Source organism: Streptomyces sp. Ncost-T10-10d, from assembly GCF_900091955.1.
Taxonomy (GTDB): domain Bacteria; phylum Actinomycetota; class Actinomycetes; order Streptomycetales; family Streptomycetaceae; genus Streptomyces.
The window spans coordinates 107,555-127,780 of sequence record NZ_FMDF01000135.1; the positions used below are offsets into that span (position 1 = coordinate 107,555).

General features: G+C 69.6%; 19 protein-coding genes and 1 pseudogene. 13 read left to right on the top strand and 7 right to left on the bottom strand.

Going from position 1 to position 20,226, the window contains the following annotated elements; translation table 11 throughout:
• The first annotated feature begins 36 nt into the window (after positions 1 to 36).
• The 4 genes from dusB to GA0115254_RS22675 all read left to right on the top strand — a co-directional run bounded on the left by dusB (position 37) and on the right by GA0115254_RS22675 (position 6,566).
• Positions 37 to 1,185 carry a tRNA dihydrouridine synthase DusB gene (gene dusB, locus GA0115254_RS22660; RefSeq protein WP_093897121.1) on the top strand — a complete coding sequence of 383 codons (1,149 nt, stop codon included), beginning with the start codon at positions 37 to 39 and terminating at the stop codon, positions 1,183 to 1,185.
• Between the two features lie 643 nt (positions 1,186 to 1,828).
• On the top strand, positions 1,829 to 4,576 hold the full coding sequence (ppdK, locus tag GA0115254_RS22665; RefSeq protein ID WP_093897161.1) for a pyruvate, phosphate dikinase: 2,748 nt from the start codon (positions 1,829 to 1,831) through the stop codon (positions 4,574 to 4,576).
• Between the two features lie 503 nt (positions 4,577 to 5,079).
• Positions 5,080 to 6,054 (top strand): ArsR/SmtB family transcription factor, encoded by a 975-nt coding sequence (locus GA0115254_RS22670; RefSeq protein ID WP_093897122.1) that lies wholly within the window; start codon positions 5,080 to 5,082, stop codon positions 6,052 to 6,054.
• A gap of 98 nt (positions 6,055 to 6,152) precedes the next feature.
• A complete protein-coding gene (locus tag GA0115254_RS22675) occupies positions 6,153 to 6,566 on the top strand; it encodes a VOC family protein (protein WP_093897123.1) in 414 nt (137 codons plus the stop codon).
• Positions 6,567 to 6,597: 31 nt separating this feature from the next.
• On the opposite strand, the gene GA0115254_RS22680 is transcribed toward GA0115254_RS22675, so the two are convergent.
• The gene (locus GA0115254_RS22680) at positions 6,598 to 7,527 is read right to left on the bottom strand and encodes an oxidoreductase (protein WP_093897124.1); all 930 of its coding nucleotides are present in this window, start codon (positions 7,525 to 7,527) and stop codon (positions 6,598 to 6,600) included.
• Positions 7,528 to 7,708: 181 nt separating this feature from the next.
• Here GA0115254_RS22680 and GA0115254_RS22685 point away from each other — a divergent pair, with 181 nt between their 5' ends.
• Positions 7,709 to 8,497 (top strand): sulfite exporter TauE/SafE family protein, encoded by a 789-nt coding sequence (locus GA0115254_RS22685; RefSeq protein ID WP_093897125.1) that lies wholly within the window; start codon positions 7,709 to 7,711, stop codon positions 8,495 to 8,497.
• 21 nt (positions 8,498 to 8,518) lie between these two features.
• On the opposite strand, the gene GA0115254_RS22690 is transcribed toward GA0115254_RS22685, so the two are convergent.
• The 4 genes from GA0115254_RS22690 to GA0115254_RS22705 form a co-directional block, all read right to left on the bottom strand.
• Positions 8,519 to 9,142, bottom strand: coding sequence for a class F sortase (locus tag GA0115254_RS22690; protein WP_093897126.1), 624 nt, complete (start codon positions 9,140 to 9,142; stop codon positions 8,519 to 8,521).
• 110 nt (positions 9,143 to 9,252) lie between these two features.
• Entirely contained in the window at positions 9,253 to 10,017 is a 765-nt protein-coding gene (locus tag GA0115254_RS22695; protein ID WP_141720896.1) for a hypothetical protein, read from the bottom strand.
• A gap of 383 nt (positions 10,018 to 10,400) precedes the next feature.
• The gene (locus GA0115254_RS22700) at positions 10,401 to 10,862 is read right to left on the bottom strand and encodes a DUF5990 family protein (protein ID WP_093897128.1); all 462 of its coding nucleotides are present in this window, start codon (positions 10,860 to 10,862) and stop codon (positions 10,401 to 10,403) included.
• Positions 10,863 to 10,956: 94 nt separating this feature from the next.
• Positions 10,957 to 11,757 carry an aminotransferase class IV family protein gene (locus GA0115254_RS22705; protein ID WP_093897129.1) on the bottom strand — a complete coding sequence of 267 codons (801 nt, stop codon included), beginning with the start codon at positions 11,755 to 11,757 and terminating at the stop codon, positions 10,957 to 10,959.
• An 87-nt stretch (positions 11,758 to 11,844) separates the two neighbouring features.
• Between GA0115254_RS22705 and GA0115254_RS22710 the strand changes: the two genes are divergently transcribed.
• A complete protein-coding gene (locus tag GA0115254_RS22710; RefSeq protein ID WP_093897130.1) occupies positions 11,845 to 12,471 on the top strand; it encodes an NADPH-dependent FMN reductase in 627 nt (208 codons plus the stop codon).
• A gap of 77 nt (positions 12,472 to 12,548) precedes the next feature.
• On the opposite strand, the gene GA0115254_RS22715 is transcribed toward GA0115254_RS22710, so the two are convergent.
• Positions 12,549 to 14,177 (bottom strand): IS200/IS605 family accessory protein TnpB-related protein, encoded by a 1,629-nt coding sequence (locus GA0115254_RS22715; RefSeq protein ID WP_176740253.1) that lies wholly within the window; start codon positions 14,175 to 14,177, stop codon positions 12,549 to 12,551.
• Between the two features lie 166 nt (positions 14,178 to 14,343).
• On the opposite strand from GA0115254_RS22715, the gene cutA reads away from it, so the two are divergent.
• Positions 14,344 to 14,682 (top strand): divalent-cation tolerance protein CutA, encoded by a 339-nt coding sequence (gene cutA, locus GA0115254_RS22720; RefSeq protein ID WP_093897132.1) that lies wholly within the window; start codon positions 14,344 to 14,346, stop codon positions 14,680 to 14,682.
• A 29-nt stretch (positions 14,683 to 14,711) separates the two neighbouring features.
• Here the strand turns inward: cutA and GA0115254_RS22725 are convergent, their stop codons facing one another.
• On the bottom strand, positions 14,712 to 15,416 hold the full coding sequence (locus GA0115254_RS22725; protein ID WP_093897133.1) for a SanA/YdcF family protein: 705 nt from the start codon (positions 15,414 to 15,416) through the stop codon (positions 14,712 to 14,714).
• A 268-nt stretch (positions 15,417 to 15,684) separates the two neighbouring features.
• Between GA0115254_RS22725 and GA0115254_RS22730 the strand changes: the two genes are divergently transcribed.
• From GA0115254_RS22730 to GA0115254_RS22750, 6 genes and pseudogenes are all read left to right on the top strand, one after another.
• Positions 15,685 to 15,897 (top strand): hypothetical protein, encoded by a 213-nt coding sequence (locus GA0115254_RS22730; RefSeq protein ID WP_093897134.1) that lies wholly within the window; start codon positions 15,685 to 15,687, stop codon positions 15,895 to 15,897.
• Between the two features lie 42 nt (positions 15,898 to 15,939).
• A pseudogene (locus tag GA0115254_RS47730) lies at positions 15,940 to 16,047 on the top strand (DUF6210 family protein); the annotation flags it as partial.
• Between the two features lie 55 nt (positions 16,048 to 16,102).
• On the top strand, positions 16,103 to 16,915 hold the full coding sequence (locus tag GA0115254_RS22735; protein WP_370740927.1) for a Cof-type HAD-IIB family hydrolase: 813 nt from the start codon (positions 16,103 to 16,105) through the stop codon (positions 16,913 to 16,915).
• Positions 16,916 to 17,026: 111 nt separating this feature from the next.
• Positions 17,027 to 17,224 (top strand): hypothetical protein, encoded by a 198-nt coding sequence (locus GA0115254_RS22740; protein WP_093897135.1) that lies wholly within the window; start codon positions 17,027 to 17,029, stop codon positions 17,222 to 17,224.
• 92 nt (positions 17,225 to 17,316) lie between these two features.
• Positions 17,317 to 18,663, top strand: a complete 1,347-nt coding sequence (locus GA0115254_RS22745; protein WP_370740928.1) for a deoxyguanosinetriphosphate triphosphohydrolase — start codon at positions 17,317 to 17,319, stop codon at positions 18,661 to 18,663.
• Between the two features lie 181 nt (positions 18,664 to 18,844).
• Positions 18,845 to 20,104, top strand: a complete 1,260-nt coding sequence (locus GA0115254_RS22750) for an NAD(P)/FAD-dependent oxidoreductase (protein ID WP_093897136.1) — start codon at positions 18,845 to 18,847, stop codon at positions 20,102 to 20,104.
• The last annotated feature ends 122 nt before the right edge of the window (positions 20,105 to 20,226 follow it).

Consider the following 20,226-nt stretch of genomic DNA (forward strand, 5'->3'; position numbering starts at 1 on the left):
GACGTGCCGCTCCGTGCCGTACGCGACAATGGAGCAATGACCACGCTCGCCCCTTCGCTCCCGCTGCTCCGGATCGGCCCCCACACGGTGCAGCCGCCGGTGGTGCTCGCCCCCATGGCCGGCATCACCAACGCCCCGTTCCGCACCCTGTGCCGGGAGTTCTCCGGCGGCAAGGGGCTGTTCGTCAGCGAGATGATCACCACGCGGGCGCTGGTCGAGCGCAATGAGAAGACCATGCAGCTCATCCACTTCGACGCGAGCGAGACCCCGCGCTCGATCCAGCTGTACGGAGTGGACCCGGTCACCGTCGGCAAGGCCGTCCGCATGATCGTCGACGAGAACCTCGCCGACCACATCGACCTGAACTTCGGCTGCCCGGTTCCCAAGGTGACCCGCAAGGGCGGCGGCTCGGCGCTCCCGTACAAGCGGCCGCTGCTGCGCGCGATCCTCAACCAGGCGGTCTCCAACGCGGGTGATCTGCCGGTCACCATCAAGATGCGCAAGGGTATCGACGACGACCACATCACCTACCTCGACGCCGGCCGGATCGCGGTCGAGGAGGGTGTCACGGCCGTCGCCCTGCACGGCAGGACGGCCGCGCAGCACTACGGCGGCACCGCGGACTGGGAAGCCATCGCCCGCCTCAAGGAGCACGTCCCGGAGATCCCCGTCCTCGGCAACGGCGACATCTGGTGCGCGGACGACGCCCGCCGGATGATGCGCGAGACCGGCTGCGACGGCGTGGTCGTGGGCCGGGGCTGCCTGGGCCGCCCCTGGCTCTTCGGCGACCTGGTGAGCGCGTTCGAGGGTACGGAGACGAGGCGGGCGCCGGCGCTCCGGGAGGTTGCCACCGTCATGCTGAGGCACGCGACGCTGCTGGGGGAGTGGATCGGTGACGAGACGCGTGGCGTGATCGACTTCCGCAAGCATGTCGCCTGGTACCTCAAGGGCTTCTCGGTCGGCTCCGAGATGCGCAAGAAGCTGGCGGTCACCTCGTCGCTGGAGGAGTTGGGCGGTCAGCTGCAGGAGCTGGACCTGGATCAGCCGTGGCCGGACGGCGCCGACGGGCCGCGCGGGCGCACCTCGGGCAACAACCGGGTGGTCCTGCCGGACGGCTGGCTGAAGGACCCGTACGACTGCGCGGGTGTGAGCGCCGACGCGGAGCTGGACACCTCGGGCGGCTGATTGCGCTCCCCGGGGCCCCGACAGGGGTCCGACGGGGCCCTCCACGGCTACCCCGGCCCTCAGGGGCCTTCAAGAGGCACGCGGCATCACAGGCACCGCGTGCCTCTTCCTTTGCCTCGCTCATCTGAGCACTTTATTGAGCCGGGTTCGGTGATATTCGGCCACAGGTGAGCCTTGATGCGCCCACACGAGATACCGCGCGTCGAATCCGCTCACGTTCGGCTGCATCTTGATGATCAAAGGGTGACCATCAGTCGCCTCCAGCCCGTCCGGATGGTGACATCTGAGCGCTGATCGTAGAGTGATTCTCGCCACCCTGAGAAGCGCGTCGCTCAAATGAGCGCCAATTCGTGAGCTGCACTTCTCAAATGGTGGCACTGGGTGCCAAAGGGCTTCACTTTGATCGATCGACGCTTCCACTGCGCTGCGTGGTCGACTCGGGGGCTTCTGGTTGCACTGAGTGCTTGTTCGTTCAAGAGGTGAAGGCATCCTTCGATCGAGGGACAGGCCAGGTCACTTTCGATCTGCTGGCGGACGGGTGGTTGAGGCCTCATGACGCGCAAGTGGACGTACCCAGACACCTTCGATCTGGGTATGTTCCTCGCCGTCAGGGCAGCCACAGCGTCCTCGAGGAGTCGAGACCGTGTCGGAAAACAAAGATCCCCACGTATCCACCCCGGAATCCCGGGAGCCCCAGGGCGAGAAGTTCGTCTATGACTTCACCGAGGGCAACAAGGATCTGAAGGACCTGCTCGGCGGGAAGGGTGCCAACCTCGCCGAGATGACCAATCTCGGGCTCCCCGTCCCTCCGGGCTTCACCATCACCACCGAGGCGTGCAAGGTCTACCTCGACAGTGGCGAGGAGCCGCCGAAGCTCCGCGACGAGGTCAGCGCGCATCTCGACGCCCTTGAGGCGCGGATGGGCAAGAAGCTCGGCCAGGCGGACGACCCGCTCCTGGTCTCGGTCCGCTCCGGCGCGAAGTTCTCGATGCCCGGCATGATGGATACGGTCCTCAACATCGGCCTCTCCGACGAGTCCGTTGCCGGTCTCACCGCCCAGGCCGGCGACGAGCGGTTCGCGTGGGACTCCTACCGCCGCCTCATCCAGATGTTCGGCAAGACCGTCCTCGGTGTCGACGGCGACCTCTTCGAGGAGGCGCTGGAGGCGGCGAAGGAGGCCAAGGGCGTCACGGTCGATGTGGACCTCGACGCGGCCGACCTGAAGAAGCTCGTCAAGCGGTTCAAGAAGATCGTCTCGCGGGACGCCGGACGTGACTTCCCGCAGGACCCGCGCGAGCAGATGGACCTGGCCATAAAGGCCGTCTTCGACTCGTGGAACACCGACCGGGCCAAGCTCTACCGCCGCCAGGAGCGCATCCCCGGCGACCTCGGCACGGCCGTCAACATCTGCTCGATGGTCTTCGGCAACCTCGGTCCCGACTCCGGTACGGGTGTCGCGTTCACCCGCGACCCGGCCAGCGGCCACCAGGGCGTCTACGGCGACTACCTGCAGAACGCGCAGGGCGAGGACGTCGTCGCCGGTATCCGCAACACCGTGCCGCTCGCCGAGCTGGAGTCGATCGACAAGAAGTCGTACGACCAGCTCATGCAGATCATGGAAACCCTCGAAACGCACTACAAGGACCTGTGCGACATCGAGTTCACCATCGAGCGCGGCCAGCTGTGGATGCTCCAGACCCGGGTCGGCAAGCGCACGGCGGGAGCCGCCTTCCGGATCGCCACGCAGCTCGTCGACCAGGGTCTGATCGACGAGGCCGAGGCGCTCCAGCGGGTCAACGGCGCGCAACTCGCGCAGCTGATGTTCCCGCGCTTCGACGACGAAGCGAATACGGAGCTGCTCGGTCGCGGTATTGCCGCGTCGCCGGGCGCCGCGGTCGGCAAGGCTGTCTTCGACTCGTACACCGCAGTGAAGTGGTCCCGGTCCGGCGAGAAGGTCATCCTCATCCGCCGCGAGACCAACCCCGACGACCTCGACGGCATGATCGCGGCCGAGGGCATCCTGACCTCGCGCGGCGGCAAGACCTCGCACGCAGCCGTCGTCGCACGCGGCATGGGCAAGACCTGTGTCTGCGGTGCCGAGGACCTCGAAGTCGACACCAAGCGCCGTCGGATGACGGTGGGCGGCCGGGTCATCGAGGAGGGCGACGTCGTCTCGATCGACGGCTCCACCGGCAAGGTGTACCTCGGCGAGGTCCCCGTCGTCCCGTCCCCGGTCGTCGAGTACTTCGAAGGCCGGATGCACGCGGGCGCCGACGACGCCGACGAGCTGGTCGCCGCCGTGCACCGGATCATGGCGTACGCGGACCGGGTGCGCCGGCTGCGCGTACGGGCCAACGCCGACAACGCCGAGGACGCGCTGCGCGCCCGCCGCTTCGGTGCTCAGGGCATCGGCCTGTGCCGTACCGAGCACATGTTCCTCGGCGAGCGCCGCGAGATGGTCGAGAAGCTGATCCTCGCGGACACCGACGCCGAGCGCGAGACCGCGCTGGGCGAGCTGCTTCCGCTCCAGAAGTCCGACTTCATCGAGCTGTTCGAGGCGATGGACGGGCTGCCCGTCACCGTACGGCTGCTCGACCCGCCGCTGCACGAGTTCCTGCCCGACATCACCGAGCTCTCGGTACGGGTCGCGCTCGCCGAGTCCCGCAAGGACGCCAACGAGAACGACCTGCGTCTGCTCCAGGCCGTGCACAAGCTGCACGAGCAGAACCCGATGCTCGGCCTGCGCGGGGTCCGTCTCGGTCTCGTCATCCCCGGCCTGTTCGCCATGCAGGTACGGGCGATCGCCGAGGCCGCGGCCGAACGCAAGAATGCCAAGGGCGACCCGCGCGCCGAGATCATGATCCCGCTCGTCGGCACGGTCCAGGAGCTGGAGATCGTCCGCGAAGAGGCCGACCAGGTCATCGCCGAGGTCGAGGCCGCCACCGGCACCCGGCTGAAGCTCACCATCGGCACGATGATCGAGCTGCCCCGCGCCGCGCTGACCGCCGGTCAGATCGCCGAGGCCGCACAGTTCTTCTCCTTCGGTACGAACGACCTGACCCAGACGGTGTGGGGCTTCTCCCGTGACGACGTGGAGGCCTCGTTCTTCACCGCGTACCTGGAGAAGGGCATCTTCGGGGTGTCGCCGTTCGAGACGATCGACAAGGACGGTGTCGGCTCGCTGGTCCGCAGTGCCGTCGCGGCCGGCCGGGCCACCCGTCCGGATCTGAAGCTCGGCGTCTGCGGCGAGCACGGCGGAGACCCGGAGTCGGTGCACTTCTTCCACGAGGTGGGTCTGGACTACGTGTCCTGCTCCCCGTTCCGTATCCCCGTCGCCCGCCTGGAGGCGGGCCGTGCGGCGGCGGAATCGAAGGGCAGCGACAGCCGCTGATCCGACACCACACCCCCCTGATCCCGGAGTTGCCGTCGGCTCACCCGTACCCTCACCGACTCGACGGCAACTCCGGAACTCCGAGAGGCGGCGGCACCCTGTGCGGGGATGCCGCCGCTTCGTTTTGTTCTGGGGAAAATGGTTGTTCGACGTTGTGCCTTTTCCTCGTTCAATACGCAAAGTTCGTTCAATGCGCAAAGACATCGGCCGGGAACGGACCGGGGTGCGGCCCATGGATCCCCATCCATGGGCCGCACCCGGCTTACCCCCGTCGGGTACGGAGCCGCACCGTCGCCGACCGCCGCCGAACGAGCAAAACCCCCCACGGCCTTCACTCGCCCTTACGGTGGCTCCGGATTCGTGCCCGACGTCGTACAGCTTTTCGGGAGACGGTATGTGGAGGCGAGACGTTTCACCTCTGGCCGAAACCCCGTGGTGACGTGCTGTTACGGATCACCTACCCTTGGGTGGGGATAATTGCAGGTGCAACAGGTGGGGGTTCGGTGCTGCGTATCCATATGTCCGGAGTGGACCTTTCCAAGGTGCGGATGGCCACCCGGCCGGATGCGCTGTGGGAAACCACTCTGAGTTTCCATCGGCTGAGGGACCGGCGCGGTTCCACGGTGTTCGGGAAATGGCGTACGGAAACCCGTCCCCGGTTGAATGGTGAAGTACGCCTGCTGGCCGCCGTGATTCCACCGCGCGGCTATTTCCCGGACTTTCTGACGCCTTCTCAGGAAAGCGGTGAGCCGTACGGTATCGACGCCGGAATTGAAGCGCTGCGCGACACCCCGCCCCGGCGGATCCGCGCCGAACTCGCCCTGCTGGCCGCCGAACGCCGCGAGGCGGGCCGCACCCCTGACGGGCACGCCGAGTTGCTCGACCGGCTCATCGGCGCCCTGCGCGGTTACCACCGCGCCGCGATCGAACCGTACTGGCCGCACATCCAGGCCAGCGTCGAGGCCGACCGAGCCGTCCGCGGCCGCGCCCTCCTGGACGGCGGGGCACAGGAGCTGCTCGCCTCACTCCCGCCCATGATCCGCTGGCGGGCCCCCGTGCTGGAGGCGGACTACCCCGTCGACCGTGAACTCCATCTGGACGGGCGGGGGTTATTGCTCCAGCCGTCCTACTTCTGCCGCGTCACCCCGGTCGTCTACCGCGACTCGCGGCTCCCGCCGGTCCTCGTCTACCCGGTCACCCACTCCCGCGCCCCGGTCTTCGCCGAACCGGGGCCCTGGCTCGGCCGGCTCCTCGGCCATACCCGCTCGACGGTCCTGAGGGCCATCGGCAACGGCTGCACGACCAGCGAACTCGCCCGCCGGGCAGGAGTCTCCCTCGCCTCGGCGAGCCAGCACGCCTGTGTGCTGCGCGAGGCCGGCCTGATCCGCACCCTGCGGCACGGCAGCTCGGTCCTGCACACGCTGACCCCGCTGGGCGGATCGCTGCTCCGGGGCGGCGCGCCGCTCGCCATGTCCTGACACCGGAGGGCCAAAGTTTTCTTCGCGGAACCGATGAGTTCTGCGCAGCCCAGCCGTCTGCCTGTCGAAACGTTCGAACAACAGAGAGCGAAACGACCATGCCTCAGATGATCTTCGTGAACCTGCCGGTCAAGGACCTCGATACGACCAAGAGCTTCTTCGGCAAGCTCGGCTTCTCGTTCAACCCGCAGTTCAGCGACGAGAACACCGCATGCCTCGTCATCAGCGACACCATCTTCGCCATGCTTCTCACGGAACCCCGCTTCAAGGAGTTCACCAAGAAGGAGATCGCCGACGCCTCGAAGTCCACCGAGGTGATCCTCGCTCTGAGCGCGGAGAGCCGCGAGAAGGTGGACGAACTGGTCGACACCGCCCTCGCCTCCGGGGGATCGCCCGCCAACGAGCCGATCGACCACGGCTTCATGTACGGCCGTTCCTTCCAGGACCCGAACCACCACATCTGGGAGGTCATGTGGATGGACTCCTCCGCCGTCGAGGGCCGGCAGGGCTGAGCCCGTCGATGAAGGGGCGGGGAAGCGGTCCTCAGGATGCCGGAACCGGATACGCCACCCCCGTGAGCTGCTCGGACGCCACCCAGAGCCGTTCGCTCGCCACATCGTTCAGCGTCCAGCCCGCCCGCCAGGACGGAGCGGGCGCGCCGCGCCAGCCCAGCAGCCTGGGCCCGGTGAACGAGTCGGGGCGCACGCCGGGCGCGGTGGCCGCGTAGAGCGTGGGCAGCGCACCGGACGACGCGGGCTGGGCGATGATCCGGTTACCGAGCTCGACCACCCGTTCCGCCGCCTTGCGGTTCTCCATCCGGACGCCCGCCGTCTGCAGATTGGTCGCCGCGTAACCGGGGTGCGCTGCGGCGGCCACCACCTCGCAACCGGCTGCCGACAGCCGCCGCGCCAGCTCGTGGATGAAGAGCAGATTGGCGGTCTTCGAGCGGCCGTAGGCGATCCAGCGGCGGTAGTTCCGCTCGCTGTTGAGATCCCCGATGTCGATGTTGGACAGGGCGTGCATGCCGCTGGAGACGCTCACCACGCGCGCCCCGGGGGTGTCGAGGAGCTTGGGGAGCAGCAGTCCGGTGAGCGCGAAGTGCCCGAGGTGGTTGACGCCGAACTGCCTCTCGAAGCCGTCGGCCGTCCTCCCGTACGGAAGGGCCATCACGCCCGCGTTGTTGATCAGCAGATCGATCCGGTCGGGCGTGTGGGCCGCGGCGAACGTGCGTACGGAATCCAGATCGGCCAGATCGAGCGGTACGAACTCCACGTCCGCGCCGGTCACGGCCGTCCGGATGCGGGACTCGGCCTCCTTGCCGCGCGTCTCGTCGCGGCAGGCGAGCAGCACCCGCGCGCCGTGCCGGGCCAGCTCCCGTGCCGTGATCAGTCCGATGCCGCTGTTGGCTCCGGTGACCACGGCCGTACGGCCGTTCTGATCGGGGATGTCGCTCGCGTTCCAGCCCTGGCTCATGGACCAGAGCGTACGACCACGGCGCACCGGCCGGACGGGCCGGGCCGGTCCGGATTCCGCCCGGGCCCGCGAGGGCCCGGGTGGGCCCTCGGGCCCGGGAACCTCAGAGTTGGCTCAACTTTCCCGCGATCCGGCGGAGGCAGTTGGACGGGGCACCCATCGCCTCCCTAGGGTCGCGACCATGCCCGACATAGCACTCACCACTCTGGTCGTCCTCTGCCTCGCCGCAGCCGCGGCCGGCTGGATCGACGCGGTGGTCGGCGGCGGCGGACTGCTCCTGCTGCCGGCCCTGCTGCTGGGACTGCCGCACGTCCCGGCCGCGCACGTCCTCGGCACGAACAAGGCGGTCGCGATCGTCGGTACGGCGGGCGCCGCCGTGACGTACGTACGCAAGGCACCGGTGAAGGTCGGGACGGCCCTGCGGATCGGGCTCGCGGCGCTGGCCGGATCGATGGCCGGTGCGTTCTTCGCCGCCGGGATCAGCAGCGAGGTGCTGCGCCCGGTCATCATGGTGGTGCTGCTGGCGGTCGCGGCCTTCGTGATGCTGCGACCCTCGTTCGGCAGGGCGACGGACGACGGTACGCGGCACAAGGTCACCCGGGCCCGTACCGTCACCGCGATCGTGCTGGTCGGTGGCGGCATCGGCTTCTACGACGGGCTGTTCGGCCCCGGCACCGGTACGTTCCTGGTGCTGGCGCTGACCGCGGTGCTCCATCTCGATCTGGTGACGGCGTCCGCCACCGCCAAGATCGTCAACGTGTGCACCAACGGCGGGGCGCTGGCGATGTTCGCCTACCAGGGCAGCGTGATGTGGCAGCTGGCCGCACTGATGGCCGTGTTCAACCTGGCGGGTGGGCTGATCGGGGCGCGGATGGCGCTCAGGAAGGGCAGCGAGTTCGTCCGCGGGGTACTGCTGGTCGTGGTGTTCTCGCTGGTCGCCAAGTTGGCGTTCGATCAGTGGGCGGGATGAACGACGGGCGGCGGGGCGGGTTCACCGCACCTCGGTGAGGTGTGCGTACGCCACCACATTGCCCTGGTAACCCGTCGTCTTCGAGAATCCGCCGCCGCAGGTGATCAGCCGCAGCGAGGCGTAGGGCGAGGCGCCGTACACCCGCTTGTCGGGGAAGTTCTTGCTCTCGTAGACCTCGGTCGCGTCGAGTGAGAAGACGGCGGTACGCCCGTCCTGGCGGACCACCTCGACCGTGCTGCCCTTCTGCAGGGTGCCCAGGTTGTAGAAGACCGACGGCCCCCGTGCGTTGTCGACGTGACCGGCGACGATCGCGCTGCCTCTGGAGCCGGGCGGCGTGCCGTCCCGGTACCAGCCGACGACGTTACGGTTCCCGGCCGGCGGCACATCGAGACTGCCGTCGGCCCCGAGCCCCAGTCGCATGATCGGTGCGTCCACCCGGATGCTCGGGATCCGGATGCGTACGGGCGCCGAGGGCTTCAGCGGTTCGGCCACCGGAGACCCCGGCTGCAGTTGCGGGCCGCCCGCGAACGCCTGGGCGGCGGTCGGCTGGGGCGGGATCAGCTGGGCACCGGCGCCGTGACGGATCAGCCAGACACCGGCCAGCGCTGCGACGACCAGCAGCCAGCTCTTGGCCTTCTGGGACACGGTCGTCCTCCGGATGACGAGATGGGGACGGTACGGGGACGGTCCCGTCCCGGTGGCGCGCGGCCACCGGGACGGAGACCAGGCGGTACGGAGACGTGAATCCGTCTCCGTCAGCCGGCTCCTTGCGTGCCGCTCGCCCGGCGACGCAGGAGCCAGGCTCCGCCGACGGCGGCCGCGGCGAGTACGCCGGCGCCCGCCGCGATCTGGGTGGTGTCGGGCCGGACGCTGCCGCCGACGCCTGTTTTGACGTGCCCGCTGGGGGCGTTGGGCGCGGACGAGTCGTCACGCCCGGACGAGGAGTTGCCGCGTCCGGACTGGTTGTCGCGTCCGGATGAGTTGTCTCGTCCGGACTGGTTGTCGCGTCCGGATGAGTTGTCTCGTCCGGACTGGTTGTCGCGTCCGGATGAGTTGTCTCGTCCGGACTGGTTGTCGCGTCCGGATGAGTTGTCCCGTCCGGACTGGTTGTCCCGTCCGGACGAGTTGTCACGCCCGGACCAGGAGTTGTCGCGCCCGGACTGGTTGTCGCGCCCGGACGACGAGCTGTCGTGCCTTGCGGAGCCCTCGTCCCCGGAGGGGATGCGGAGCCCTGAGAGGGCGTCGAACCCGCCGACGGAGTCGAGCAACGAGGGGACATTGAGGCCGGAAGGGTTGTTGAGGCCGAAGGGGGCGTTGTTTCCGGACCTGGAGGGGTTGTCCGACCCGCCATCGTCGGTCCGCGCCTCCGGGGCGCCATTGGCCCGCGGTGCGGCAGCCGGGCCGGCCCGCAGCGCGCCGGCATCACCTGCGTACGCGGACGGTCCGGCGGTGAAGAGGCCGAGCGTGGCTATGGTGACCGCGGAAGCGGCGGTCCGGGTCACTGGGCGAGCAGGACGCATGGGTGTTCCTCCGGCAACTGCGCGAGTAGGTGTGTCCTGACCCCGAGCTAACGGGCGGTCCGCCACCCATGCCTGCTGACATGAAGTCAGCTTTCACCCGAATGGTGCGGCGCGGCATCCTTGCCAAGCTGCATGTGTGCAGGTCACAGCGGTGATCGAAGCGAGGGCGGCCGGTCCCGTACCGCCCGGTGCCGATTGGGTGATGTCGCCCAGGAGGAGAGTGGCGCACATCACATGCATGACCTCGGGGGTGTCGGGCACACGTCTGACACCCCCCACGGGACGGTGAACCAGGCCGCCCCAGGCCGCCGCCCCGACCGGGCCCACCCCCCTGGGCCCGGTCGGGGCGGTTCCGTGCCGTGGCCTCCCGCGGTGTGGCGCTCTCAGGCCGGAGCGGCGGCGGACCATTCGACGGTCGGCGGCCGCACCCGGGCACAGAGCGGCTGCCTCTCGGTGTCGGAGAGAGACAGCCGCGCGGTGAGATGCCCGGAGCGCACGGCGGCTTCGAGCACGGCCGGATCGATGTCGCCCAGCATCAGCTTGGCCCGCCGGAACATGCTGAAGACGCCGTTCTCGTCGACCGTGCCCCAGGACAGATAGACGAAGCGCCCGCCCAGCCGGTTCTGCACGTAAGGCCCCTTGATCTCGACGCCGTCCTCGGCCGGGGCGACGGTGCAGTCCAAGGTCCACGAGGCCGACGGGGCGTCGCCCGGGTGCAGGTCGAGCAGTTCACCGGGCCTGCCCTTGCGCTGCACGCCCACGTGGATGTTGTGGGCGCCGGGGAAGTCGCTGTCGGGCCCACAGGTGAGGCCGGGAAGATGCGAGCCTTCGATATGGATCTGCATGCCCTCATGCTCCCCTCCTCCCGTGCGCCTTCGGACCGCTGTCCGCAGCAGGGCATGGAGTTCGCCGTGCAGGCAGGTGTGACGCCAGGAGGCGTCAGATCGTGTCCCACGGCGCTCCGTCGTAGGCCTGCCCGATCCGCCTCATCAGCTCCTCGTCCACCGTGAACTCGGTGTCGTCGATGCGCCGGACCGGCGCGATGCCCTGCGAGTTGGTGATGAACGCCGACCGGAACGCGGCCAGCCCGTCCAGCGTCACCGGGCGCCGTACGGACTCCAGTCCCGCGCCGGGCAGCTCCTGCTCCAGCAGTGCCATGGTGATGCCGAGCAGGGAGGGGGCTTCTGGCCAGACGACCGAAGTGCCGTCCCAGAAACCGATGTTGGTGATCGAGCCCTCGGTCACCGCACCGTCCGGCGTGGTCAGCAGGGCCTCGTCGAAACCGGCGCGTGCCGCGAGCCTTGCGTAGTACGTCTGGCCGAACTCGCCGGGACGTTTGATGTGCGGCACGGTCCGGGCGTACGGGACGGACATCAGGGCATGCGGTGCGGCGGACTTCTGCGCCGGCTCGCGCACCGTGACCATCACGGTCGTCCCCGTGCCGCCCGGCGACGGAAAGCCGTACACCCGGGTCGAGGCGTCCCGTACCCCGGCACTGTCCAGCGCGTGCCGGATCAGTTCGCGGACCCGCTCCCCGTCGAGACCGCGCTCGAACAGCTCCTGGTTGGCGGAGTCCAGCCGGGCGAGATGCAGGGCGAGGCCGCGCACCTTTCCGTCCCTGACCTGCATGGCCGTGAAATGGCCGTAGTTGAGGAAGGCCGGAATCCGCAGATCCGCCTCGGTGGCCGGGTGCCCGTCGAACTCGGCGTACGGGAAGGGTGCGGGAGGGGGAGTCGTCATGCGCTCCACCGTATGCCGCGGCGCGCGACGGCGGCCCCGACGGACAGGACTTGACCTCAACCATGGTTGACGTATGAGCCTCTCCGTATGGACCTCACCGCGACATCCTCATCCATCGCATCCACGACCGCCGCCACCGCACCTCTGAAGGTCGCGGTCATCCTCGCCAGCAATCGCGAGGGACGGTTCGCCCCCGTCGTCTCCGACTGGTTCCTCTCGCGCACCATCGGTCGTCCCGACATCGAGACCGATCTGATCGACATCGCGGAACTCGACCTCCCGATCGCCCTCTCCTATCGGCCCGACGCCGATGCGCAGGCCCAACTGGCTTCCGTGTCGACCAGGTTGGCAAAGGCGGATGCCTTCGTCGTCATCACCCCCGAGTACAACCATTCGTACCCGGCCCCGCTGAAGAACCTCATCGACCGGCACCACGCCGAGTGGCAGGCCAAACCCGTCGCCTTCGTCTCGTACGGCGGAGTCTCCGGAGGCCTGCGCGCCGTCGAGCATCTGAGGCAGGTCTTCGCGGAGCTGCACAGCGTCGGCATCAGGGAGACGGTGTCGTTCCACAACGCAGGCGCCCTGTTCGACGACGAGGGCAGGCACAAGGACCCGGCGGGCTGCGACGCGGCGGCCAAGACGCTGCTCGACCAGCTGGTCTGGTGGGGGCGCACGCTGCGCGACGCCAAGGCCGTTCATCCCTACGGCGTCTGACCACCAGGCACTGCGCCGCGCCGCAACGCCCCCGACCATCGACGATGGGAGCAAGGACACTTTGTAACCGACCGTTCCTAACCAGTGCGCACGAGTGAGTCCTGGACCCTCTGCTGCGTTCTGGGCGCATCCCGAACGGTGTTGGATGCGCTGGGTTGCCGCTTTCTCTTCCCGTTCGGCGGCACGTCTCTGGGGGCGTGGTCCGTTGCGGGTGGGCGGGTTCCCTCGCGCCCCCGGGTGTCTGGTCCGGCCTGGGCGGTCCGATGCCCCGCACGATCGCTCCGGTCGTGTGGGGGCGGTGCCGTCCGACGCCGGATCGGGTGTCCGAGGGCGCGGCGTCCGATCGCGATACCGGCGGCATCGTGACGGGACATTCTGCGGTGCGGGGTGGCCAGTGGCTTCTGCCAGTGCTGGGCACCCCACAGGGAGGTGTAGGCGGGGTCGACCGCGACAATGCTCAGGCCCTGTTCGGCCGCCATGGAGACCAGCCGGGCCTTGAGTTTGCCGGTCGGGATGCCGGAGATCAGCTGCCGGAACTGCTTCTTGCGGCCGTGTTTCTCCCGCGTTTTCTCGGCGGTGAAGTCGAGGTCTTCGATGGCGATCGCGGCAACACCGGCCTGCTTGGCCCAGTTGATCAGGCGGGTCAGGGCGTGGCGGATCTGTGCGTCGCGGTGATCGGCGGTGCCGGACAGGTCGTAGGGGAAGCGGTGCGGGTCGCCGACCGGGTTGCCGTGCCGGTCGAGGTGGTAGGCGGCGAAGTGGTCGGCGTTGGTGTCGACGCCGATCATGCCCCGGGCTCGGGCGGCCTCCAAGGGGATGGTCTGGACGACGGGGCGTTGCCAGGATGCGGTGAGGTACCAGCGGCGGCGGTCGGTGTCGAGGTGGATGCGGTAGGCGACAGCCCGGTTCGCGGTGATGCGGTCGGCCCACTCCTGGCCCCGGTGCGCGAAGCCGATACGGACGGCGAGGACGTACCGGCCGTGCCGGGCGTTGGCCAGGTGCGCGAGCGGGGCAGGCAGTTTGATGCTGACCTCGCCGTCCGGGGTAACGCGGATGGTCTCGTTCCCGAACCGCTTCCCCGACTCACCATCCGCAGCGATGAACCAGCGTTCCGCTTCCCAGCGCTCCCGCCACTGGGCTTCGGTCAGTCGGGCCTGGGCGAGGTGGTGGCGGGTATTGAGGAGGCGTTTGCCGCCCCGCACCACGCGCACCCGACCGGCCTGCCGGTCGGCGACAACGGCCGCATGCCGTGCCTCCAGGGCGGCGAGGCGGCGGGACTTGTGGAACCACTCGCCCTTGGAGCGGTAGCCGCCCGCGGCCCGCTTCGTTCCCGGCTCACCGATCGGGAGGGACAGGCGGTGCCGCAGCGTCCCGATCCCGGCTTCCAGCGTCTTCATGTGCGCGGCCTGGCAACGGCGGGCCAGCGCCCACTGATCGTGCGTGGCCTTGGTGATCGCACCCGCGATCCGCGACGACGACAGCGGCGTCAGGTCCCGCTTGCGCGACGCCCAGGTATCCTTGCTGTGCTCCAGGCCATCCGCACAGCGGGCCCTGAGATCACGCGAAGCCAGACGCCCCTGATGCTCACCGACCGCGCGCAGAACACTCTCGTCCTGGGGCGTGAGGTGCTTCAGACGGTCCCGGATCGCCACCCCGCAAGGCCCGGGCACTACGAAGGACCCGGCCAACTCCCGCAAACCACCCACCACATCACTCCCTCCCGCCAGGCCGGGCACCTGCCAACCAGTCCAACGAGCAGCAGTCGCCAAGGTCACCCATTCGGCTCCGGAACCTCTGTTCCCACCCCGCGAACCCACCGCCAGGACTCACTCCCGCTCACCACAACTCACTTCAACGCAGAGGAGCCCGAAGGTGACGACGCCGGCATTGCTGACCGTACTGACCACGACGGACAGCGAGGAGAAGGCCCATTCCCTGGCGCAGGGCGCGGTGGAGGCGCGGCTCGCCGCCTGCGTACAGATCTCCGCGCCCGTCACCTCGGTCTACCGGTGGCAGAACGCCATCGAGACCACCGAGGAGTGGCAGCTGCTGTTCAAGACAACGGCCGAGCGGTACGACGAACTGGAGGCCCATCTCCTGGCGGTGCACGACTACGAAACACCGGAGATCGTCGCGATCCCGGTGGTACAGGGCAGCGCCCGTTACCTCGACTGGGTCTCCGCCGAGACCGCCCCGGTCACCTCTCTGTAGAGCCGGCATCCGCCCGGGGGCGCCCGCCCTCAGCGCCCGTCCGCCGCCAGGGCCTCTTCGACCCCGGGCTCCTTCGGCCCCAGGAAGTGCGGGTCGGGCCTGAACACGGCATCCAGCGCCGCCTTCCCGGCCGCGAACATCTCCCGCGTCCCGCCGTAGTACCAGGTCGCATCGTGTACGGCGTCGACGCCGACCCCGTACGCATCGATCCCCGCGGTCCGGCACAGCGCGATCGCCCGCCGGATGTGGAACCCCTGGCTCACCAGCACCGCGCGGTCGACGCCGAAGATCTTCTTGGCCCGAACGCACGAGTCCCAGGTGTCGAACCCGGCGAAGTCGCTCACGATCCGCCCGTCCGGCACCCCGTGCGCCCTGAGATACGTACGCATGGCGTCGGGTTCGTCGTACTCCTTCCGGCTGTTGTCACCGGTCACGAGCACGACCTTCACCTTCCCGTTCCGGTAGAGCTCGGCGGCGGCGTTCAGCCGGTTCGCGAGATACGGCGACGGCTTGCCCTCCCAGAGACCGGCCCCGAACACCATGGCGACCTGCTGCGCGGGTGCGTCCGCAGTCGTCCTGACGCGAGCGTCGGCCACGGAGTACATCCAGGTCGTGGGTGCCAGAGCCGCTACGCAGGCGACCATCACCCCCTGCACGAGCCGCCGCTGCCCGCGCCGCGTCCGCGGCCATCGCGGCCGCAACCGCCCGAGCCGCCCCGGCTGCTTCTCCCACATGGGTGTCCCCCTGTCCGTGCCCTGTGCCGCGCTGTCCCACATGATCGGACGAGCGACGGGGGGAAAGGGTTCTCCAGCTCCCGATTTCGTTGATCTGGTCACCGTTTCCGATCGTGCCGCAGACACCTCGGGCAGGATGGCCACCATGAACCGACCTGGAACCGGGACAGACGACTGGGTGACCGTCGCCGCGTACGAGAATCTGAAGGGCCGACCGCATCCCGCGGCTGCCGTCCGCGCTTGACTGCGGGACCGGGGCATCGACTGGATGCCGTTCGCCGTCGACGACCTGCACGTCGACCTGGCCTGCGGCCCGGGCCCGGACGGCCACTGGCACGGCGGGATCACCGTCCGCGTCCGGGCTTCGGCGCTGATTCCGCTCGGCCTCCATCCCGACCAGCCGACCTCGCAGCCAGGATTCCCGTCTGCCCCGGCGTGGTGGCACGCGGCAGCGGAACGGGCGGCCCGGAAAACCCATTGAAGCAGCGCGGTCGGGGACATCCTCCACCGGCTCTGCGACGGCGTGGACCACCAGCCCCACGAACTGCGCCGGGACGAGAGCCGGTTGGGCGAGGCGGACGAGGCATGGGTGCCGGTGCGCACCCCGGACGGGCCGGGCGTGCTGCTCCGGTGCGACTCGGACCGAGACCGGCGATTGTCCGGAGAACGCCCAGTAGCATCGGGCAATGTTGCTTCCACGGCTGATCGCCTCCGATCTCGACGGCACACTCCTGCGCAACGACGGCACCCTCTCGCCCCGCACCCTGCGCGCCCTGCGCACGGCCGAGAGCGCGGGTACAGAGGTCGTCCTCGTCACTGCCCGGCCGCCCAGATTCGTCGACCGGCTCGCCGAGGCCGCCGGCCTCAAGGGGACAGCCGTGTGCAGCAACGGGGCGGTGGTGTACGACATCGGGACGCGCGCCGTCGTCTCCTTCCGCGCCCTGCCCCTCGCCACCGCCCGGCGCGTGGCCACCGCGCTCGCCGCTGCCGTGCCCGAGATCGGCTTCGCCCTGGAGACCGGCAGCCATGTCCTGTACGAACCCGCCTACCGGCTGCGGCTCTCCGAGGACATCGGCGCCGAGCTGCCCGTACCGTCGCTGGCGGATCTGTGGCTGACCGACGTCCCCGTCACCAAGCTGCTCGCCTGGTCGGACCGGCTCGACGCGGACGCCCTGCTGGCCGCTGCCGAGGAAGGGACGGGCGACGAGGTACAGCTCACCCACTCCGGCGGGCGCGGGCTGCTGGAGGTCAGCGCGTCCGGCGTCACCAAGGCCGGCACGCTCTCGATGCTGTGCGCCGGGCGGGGCATCGACGCCACGGAGGTCATCGCCTTCGGTGACATGCCCAACGACCTGACCGTCCTCGACTGGGCCGGCACCGGCTACGCGATGGGCAATGCCCACCCGAGTGTGCTGGCCGCCATACGGACGCACACGCTCTCCAACGAGGAGGACGGGGTCGCGCACGTCATCGAGCGGCTCTTCGGCGGCGCGGCCTGATTCCGAGGCCCGGCACGGCCCGGCTCCGCCCCGAACGCTCGACGCGCCCGCGGGAGGCACCCGTCATCCTCGCGCAACGGTGTGGCAACCTCGGCCCTGCATCATCGGTCCATGACGGAGTCGGCACCGGCACATCCCGATGAGTCCTTGCCCCTCGACAGCACGGCGCAACTGTTGACGCGCATCACCGCGCAGCTCGGCACCCAGCTGAGCCTCGTCTCCCTGAACGGAACCCGCCGGACCGCCGCACAGGCCCCGGCCCCGGACACTGCCCGGCGGTTCACGGCCGGGGTCGTGACGGCCGAATAGCGGCTCGTGGCTCCTTCCCCCGATCCGGCCGCCGCGCATTCGCCTGAGCTCTCTTGTCGGCCCGGCCGTTTACTGTCGGAACCATGGACGGCATGGACGGCATGGACGGTACGCAGGGCACACAGTGCGCGCAGGGCACTCAGTGCGCACAGGACCACGGCACGGCCCCCTACGGCGCGGCCGACGCCGAGCGCTGGGACACCGAGCCGGACAAACGGCCCGGTCGTACCGCATTCCAGCGTGACCGCGCCCGAGTGCTGCATTCCGCCGCGCTGCGCCGCCTCGCCGGGAAGACCCAGGTCGTCACTCCCGGCACCCGTAGCCACGCCTGGGACGCCAGCCCGCGTACCCGGCTCACGCACTCCCTGGAATGCGCCCAGGTCGGGCGCGAACTCGGGGCGGCGCTCGGCTGCGACCCCGATCTGGTCGAGACGGCCTGCCTCGCCCATGACCTGGGCCACCCGCCGTTCGGACACAACGGGGAGCAGGCGCTCAACGACTTCGCGTCGGACTGCGGGGGCTTCGAGGGCAACGCCCAGTCGCTGCGCCTGCTGACCAGGCTCGAACCGAAGCGGTTCGTGCCCGACACCCGGACCGGCGAGCTGGTCAGCGTCGGACTCAACCTGACCCGTGCCGCTCTGGACGCGGCCACCAAGTACCCGTGGCCGCGTGGCGGGCACCCCTTCGACCCCGGCTCGCCGAAATTCGGGGTGTACGAGGACGACCTGCCGGTCTTCGAGTGGGCCCGCCGGGGCGCCCCGAAGGACCGCAAGTGCTTCGAGGCCCAGGTCATGGACTGGTCCGACGACGTCGCGTACTCGGTGCACGACTTCGAGGACGGGCTGCACGCCGGGCACATCGACCCCAATTGTCTCTACGCCGAGCCCGAGCGGAACGAGATCTGGGCGGTCGCCGTCGGCCGCTACGTTCCGGCGGACACCCACCCCGACGAACTGGCCGACGCTCTGGACCGGCTCATCGGCCAGGACTGGTGGCCGCACGGCTACGACGGATCCGCCGTCGCCCAGGCCCGGCTGAAGGACGCGACGAGCCAGCTGATCGGCCGGTTCTGTCTCGCCGCCGAGAGCAGCACCCGGCTGGCGTACGGGACGGGTCGCCTCGGCCGCTACGGCGCCGAACTCGTCGTCCCCCGCGAGGCACGCAACGAATGCGCCGTGCTCAAGGCGGTCGCCGACCGGTACGTCATGCAGCGCGCCGAGCAGGAGGCCATCCGCGCCGACCAGCGGATCGTCATCGCGGAACTGGCCGCCGCGCTGACCGCACGTGCCCCGGAGGGGCTGGAGCCGCAGTTCCGGGCGCTGTTCTACGCCGCCCACGACGACAGGGCCCGCAAACGGGTCCTGGTCGACCAGATCGCCGCCCTGACCGACGCCTCCGCACGCTCCCTGCACGCATCGCTCAGCGGCGGCGGCCGCTGACCGGGATCCCGTCCCGGCCGGTCGGGTCCGCGAGCCGCACGGCGCGGTATCGGCCGAGCCGCGCAGACGGGCCTGTGACCACTGGGTGTGACCTGATCGGTGTACACCCTCTTTCGCCATCACGCTGCGTGCGGGACGCTCGCAGTTGGGCCCCGCGCAGCAAGCACCGAGGAGGCATCAAGTGGTCGACGCACATCGGACGTTCGTCATCGTCGGCGGAGGACTGGCAGGAGCGAAGGCAGCCGAGACACTCCGGGCGGAAGGTTTCAGCGGCCGGGTGATCCTTCTCGGCGATGAACGCGACCATCCGTACGAACGGCCTCCGCTCTCCAAGGGTTATCTGACCGGCAAGGAGGAACGGGACAGCGTCTTCGTCCACGAGACCGCCTGGTACGCGGGCGCCGACATCGAGCTCCACCTGGGCCAGCCCGTCACCAGCCTCGACCGGGAGGCCCGCTCCGTACAGCTCGGCGACGGCACCGTCGTCCACTACGACAAGCTGCTGCTCGCCACCGGGGCCGAGCCGCGCCGCCTCCCCATTCCGGGTACGGACCTGGCCGGAGTCCACCATTTGCGCCGTCTCGCCCACTCGGACCGGCTGCGCAACGTACTGGCCTCCCTCGGCCGCGACAACGGCCATCTGGTGATCGCCGGGGCCGGCTGGATCGGCCTGGAGGTCGCGGCGGCGGCACGTGGTTACGGTGCCGAGGTCACCGTCGTCGAACCGGAGCCGACGCCACTGCACCACGTCGTCGGGCCCGAACTGGGCCAGATCTTCACCGATCTGCACCGCGACCACGGTGTCCGCTTCCACTTCGGCGTCCGCCTCACCGAGATCATCGGCCAGGACGGCCTGGTCCTCGCGGTCCGCACCGACGACGGCGAGGAGCACCCGGCCCACGACGTGCTCGCCGCGATCGGTGCAGCCCCCCGCACCGCGCTCGCCGAAGCCGCGGGGCTCGACATGGCCGCGCGCAAGGACGGCGGAGGCATCGCCGTCGACGCCTCCCTGCGCACGTCCGACCCGCACATCTTCGCGGCCGGTGACGTCGCGAACGTGGCCCATCCGCTGCTCGGCGCCCGGCTGCGCGTGGAGCACTGGGCGAACGCGCTGAACAGCGGCCCGGCCGCGGCCCGCGCCATGCTCGGCAAGGACGTCAGCTACGACCGGGTGCCCTACTTCTTCTCCGACCAGTACGACCTCGGCCTCGAATACTCGGGCTGGGCGCCGCCGGGCAGCTACGACCAGGTGGTCATCCGCGGCGATGCGGGGAAGCGCGAGTTCATCGCCTTCTGGCTGAAGGACCGCCGGGTACTGGCCGGGATGAACGTCAACGTGTGGGACGTCACCGAGACCGTGCAGGCGCTGATCCGGTCCGGCCGGCAGGTCGACCCGGACGCGCTGGCGGACCCGTCGGTACCGCTGGTCTCCCTGAGCTGAGCCGAGCCGGCCGTTCCGCCCGGTGGCCCCGGACGGGACGGCTCAGCCGTACGACACCCGTCGGGCGCCCTCGCCGTTCCATGGATCACATCATCGCGCGGCACAGCTGTCGTACCCCACCC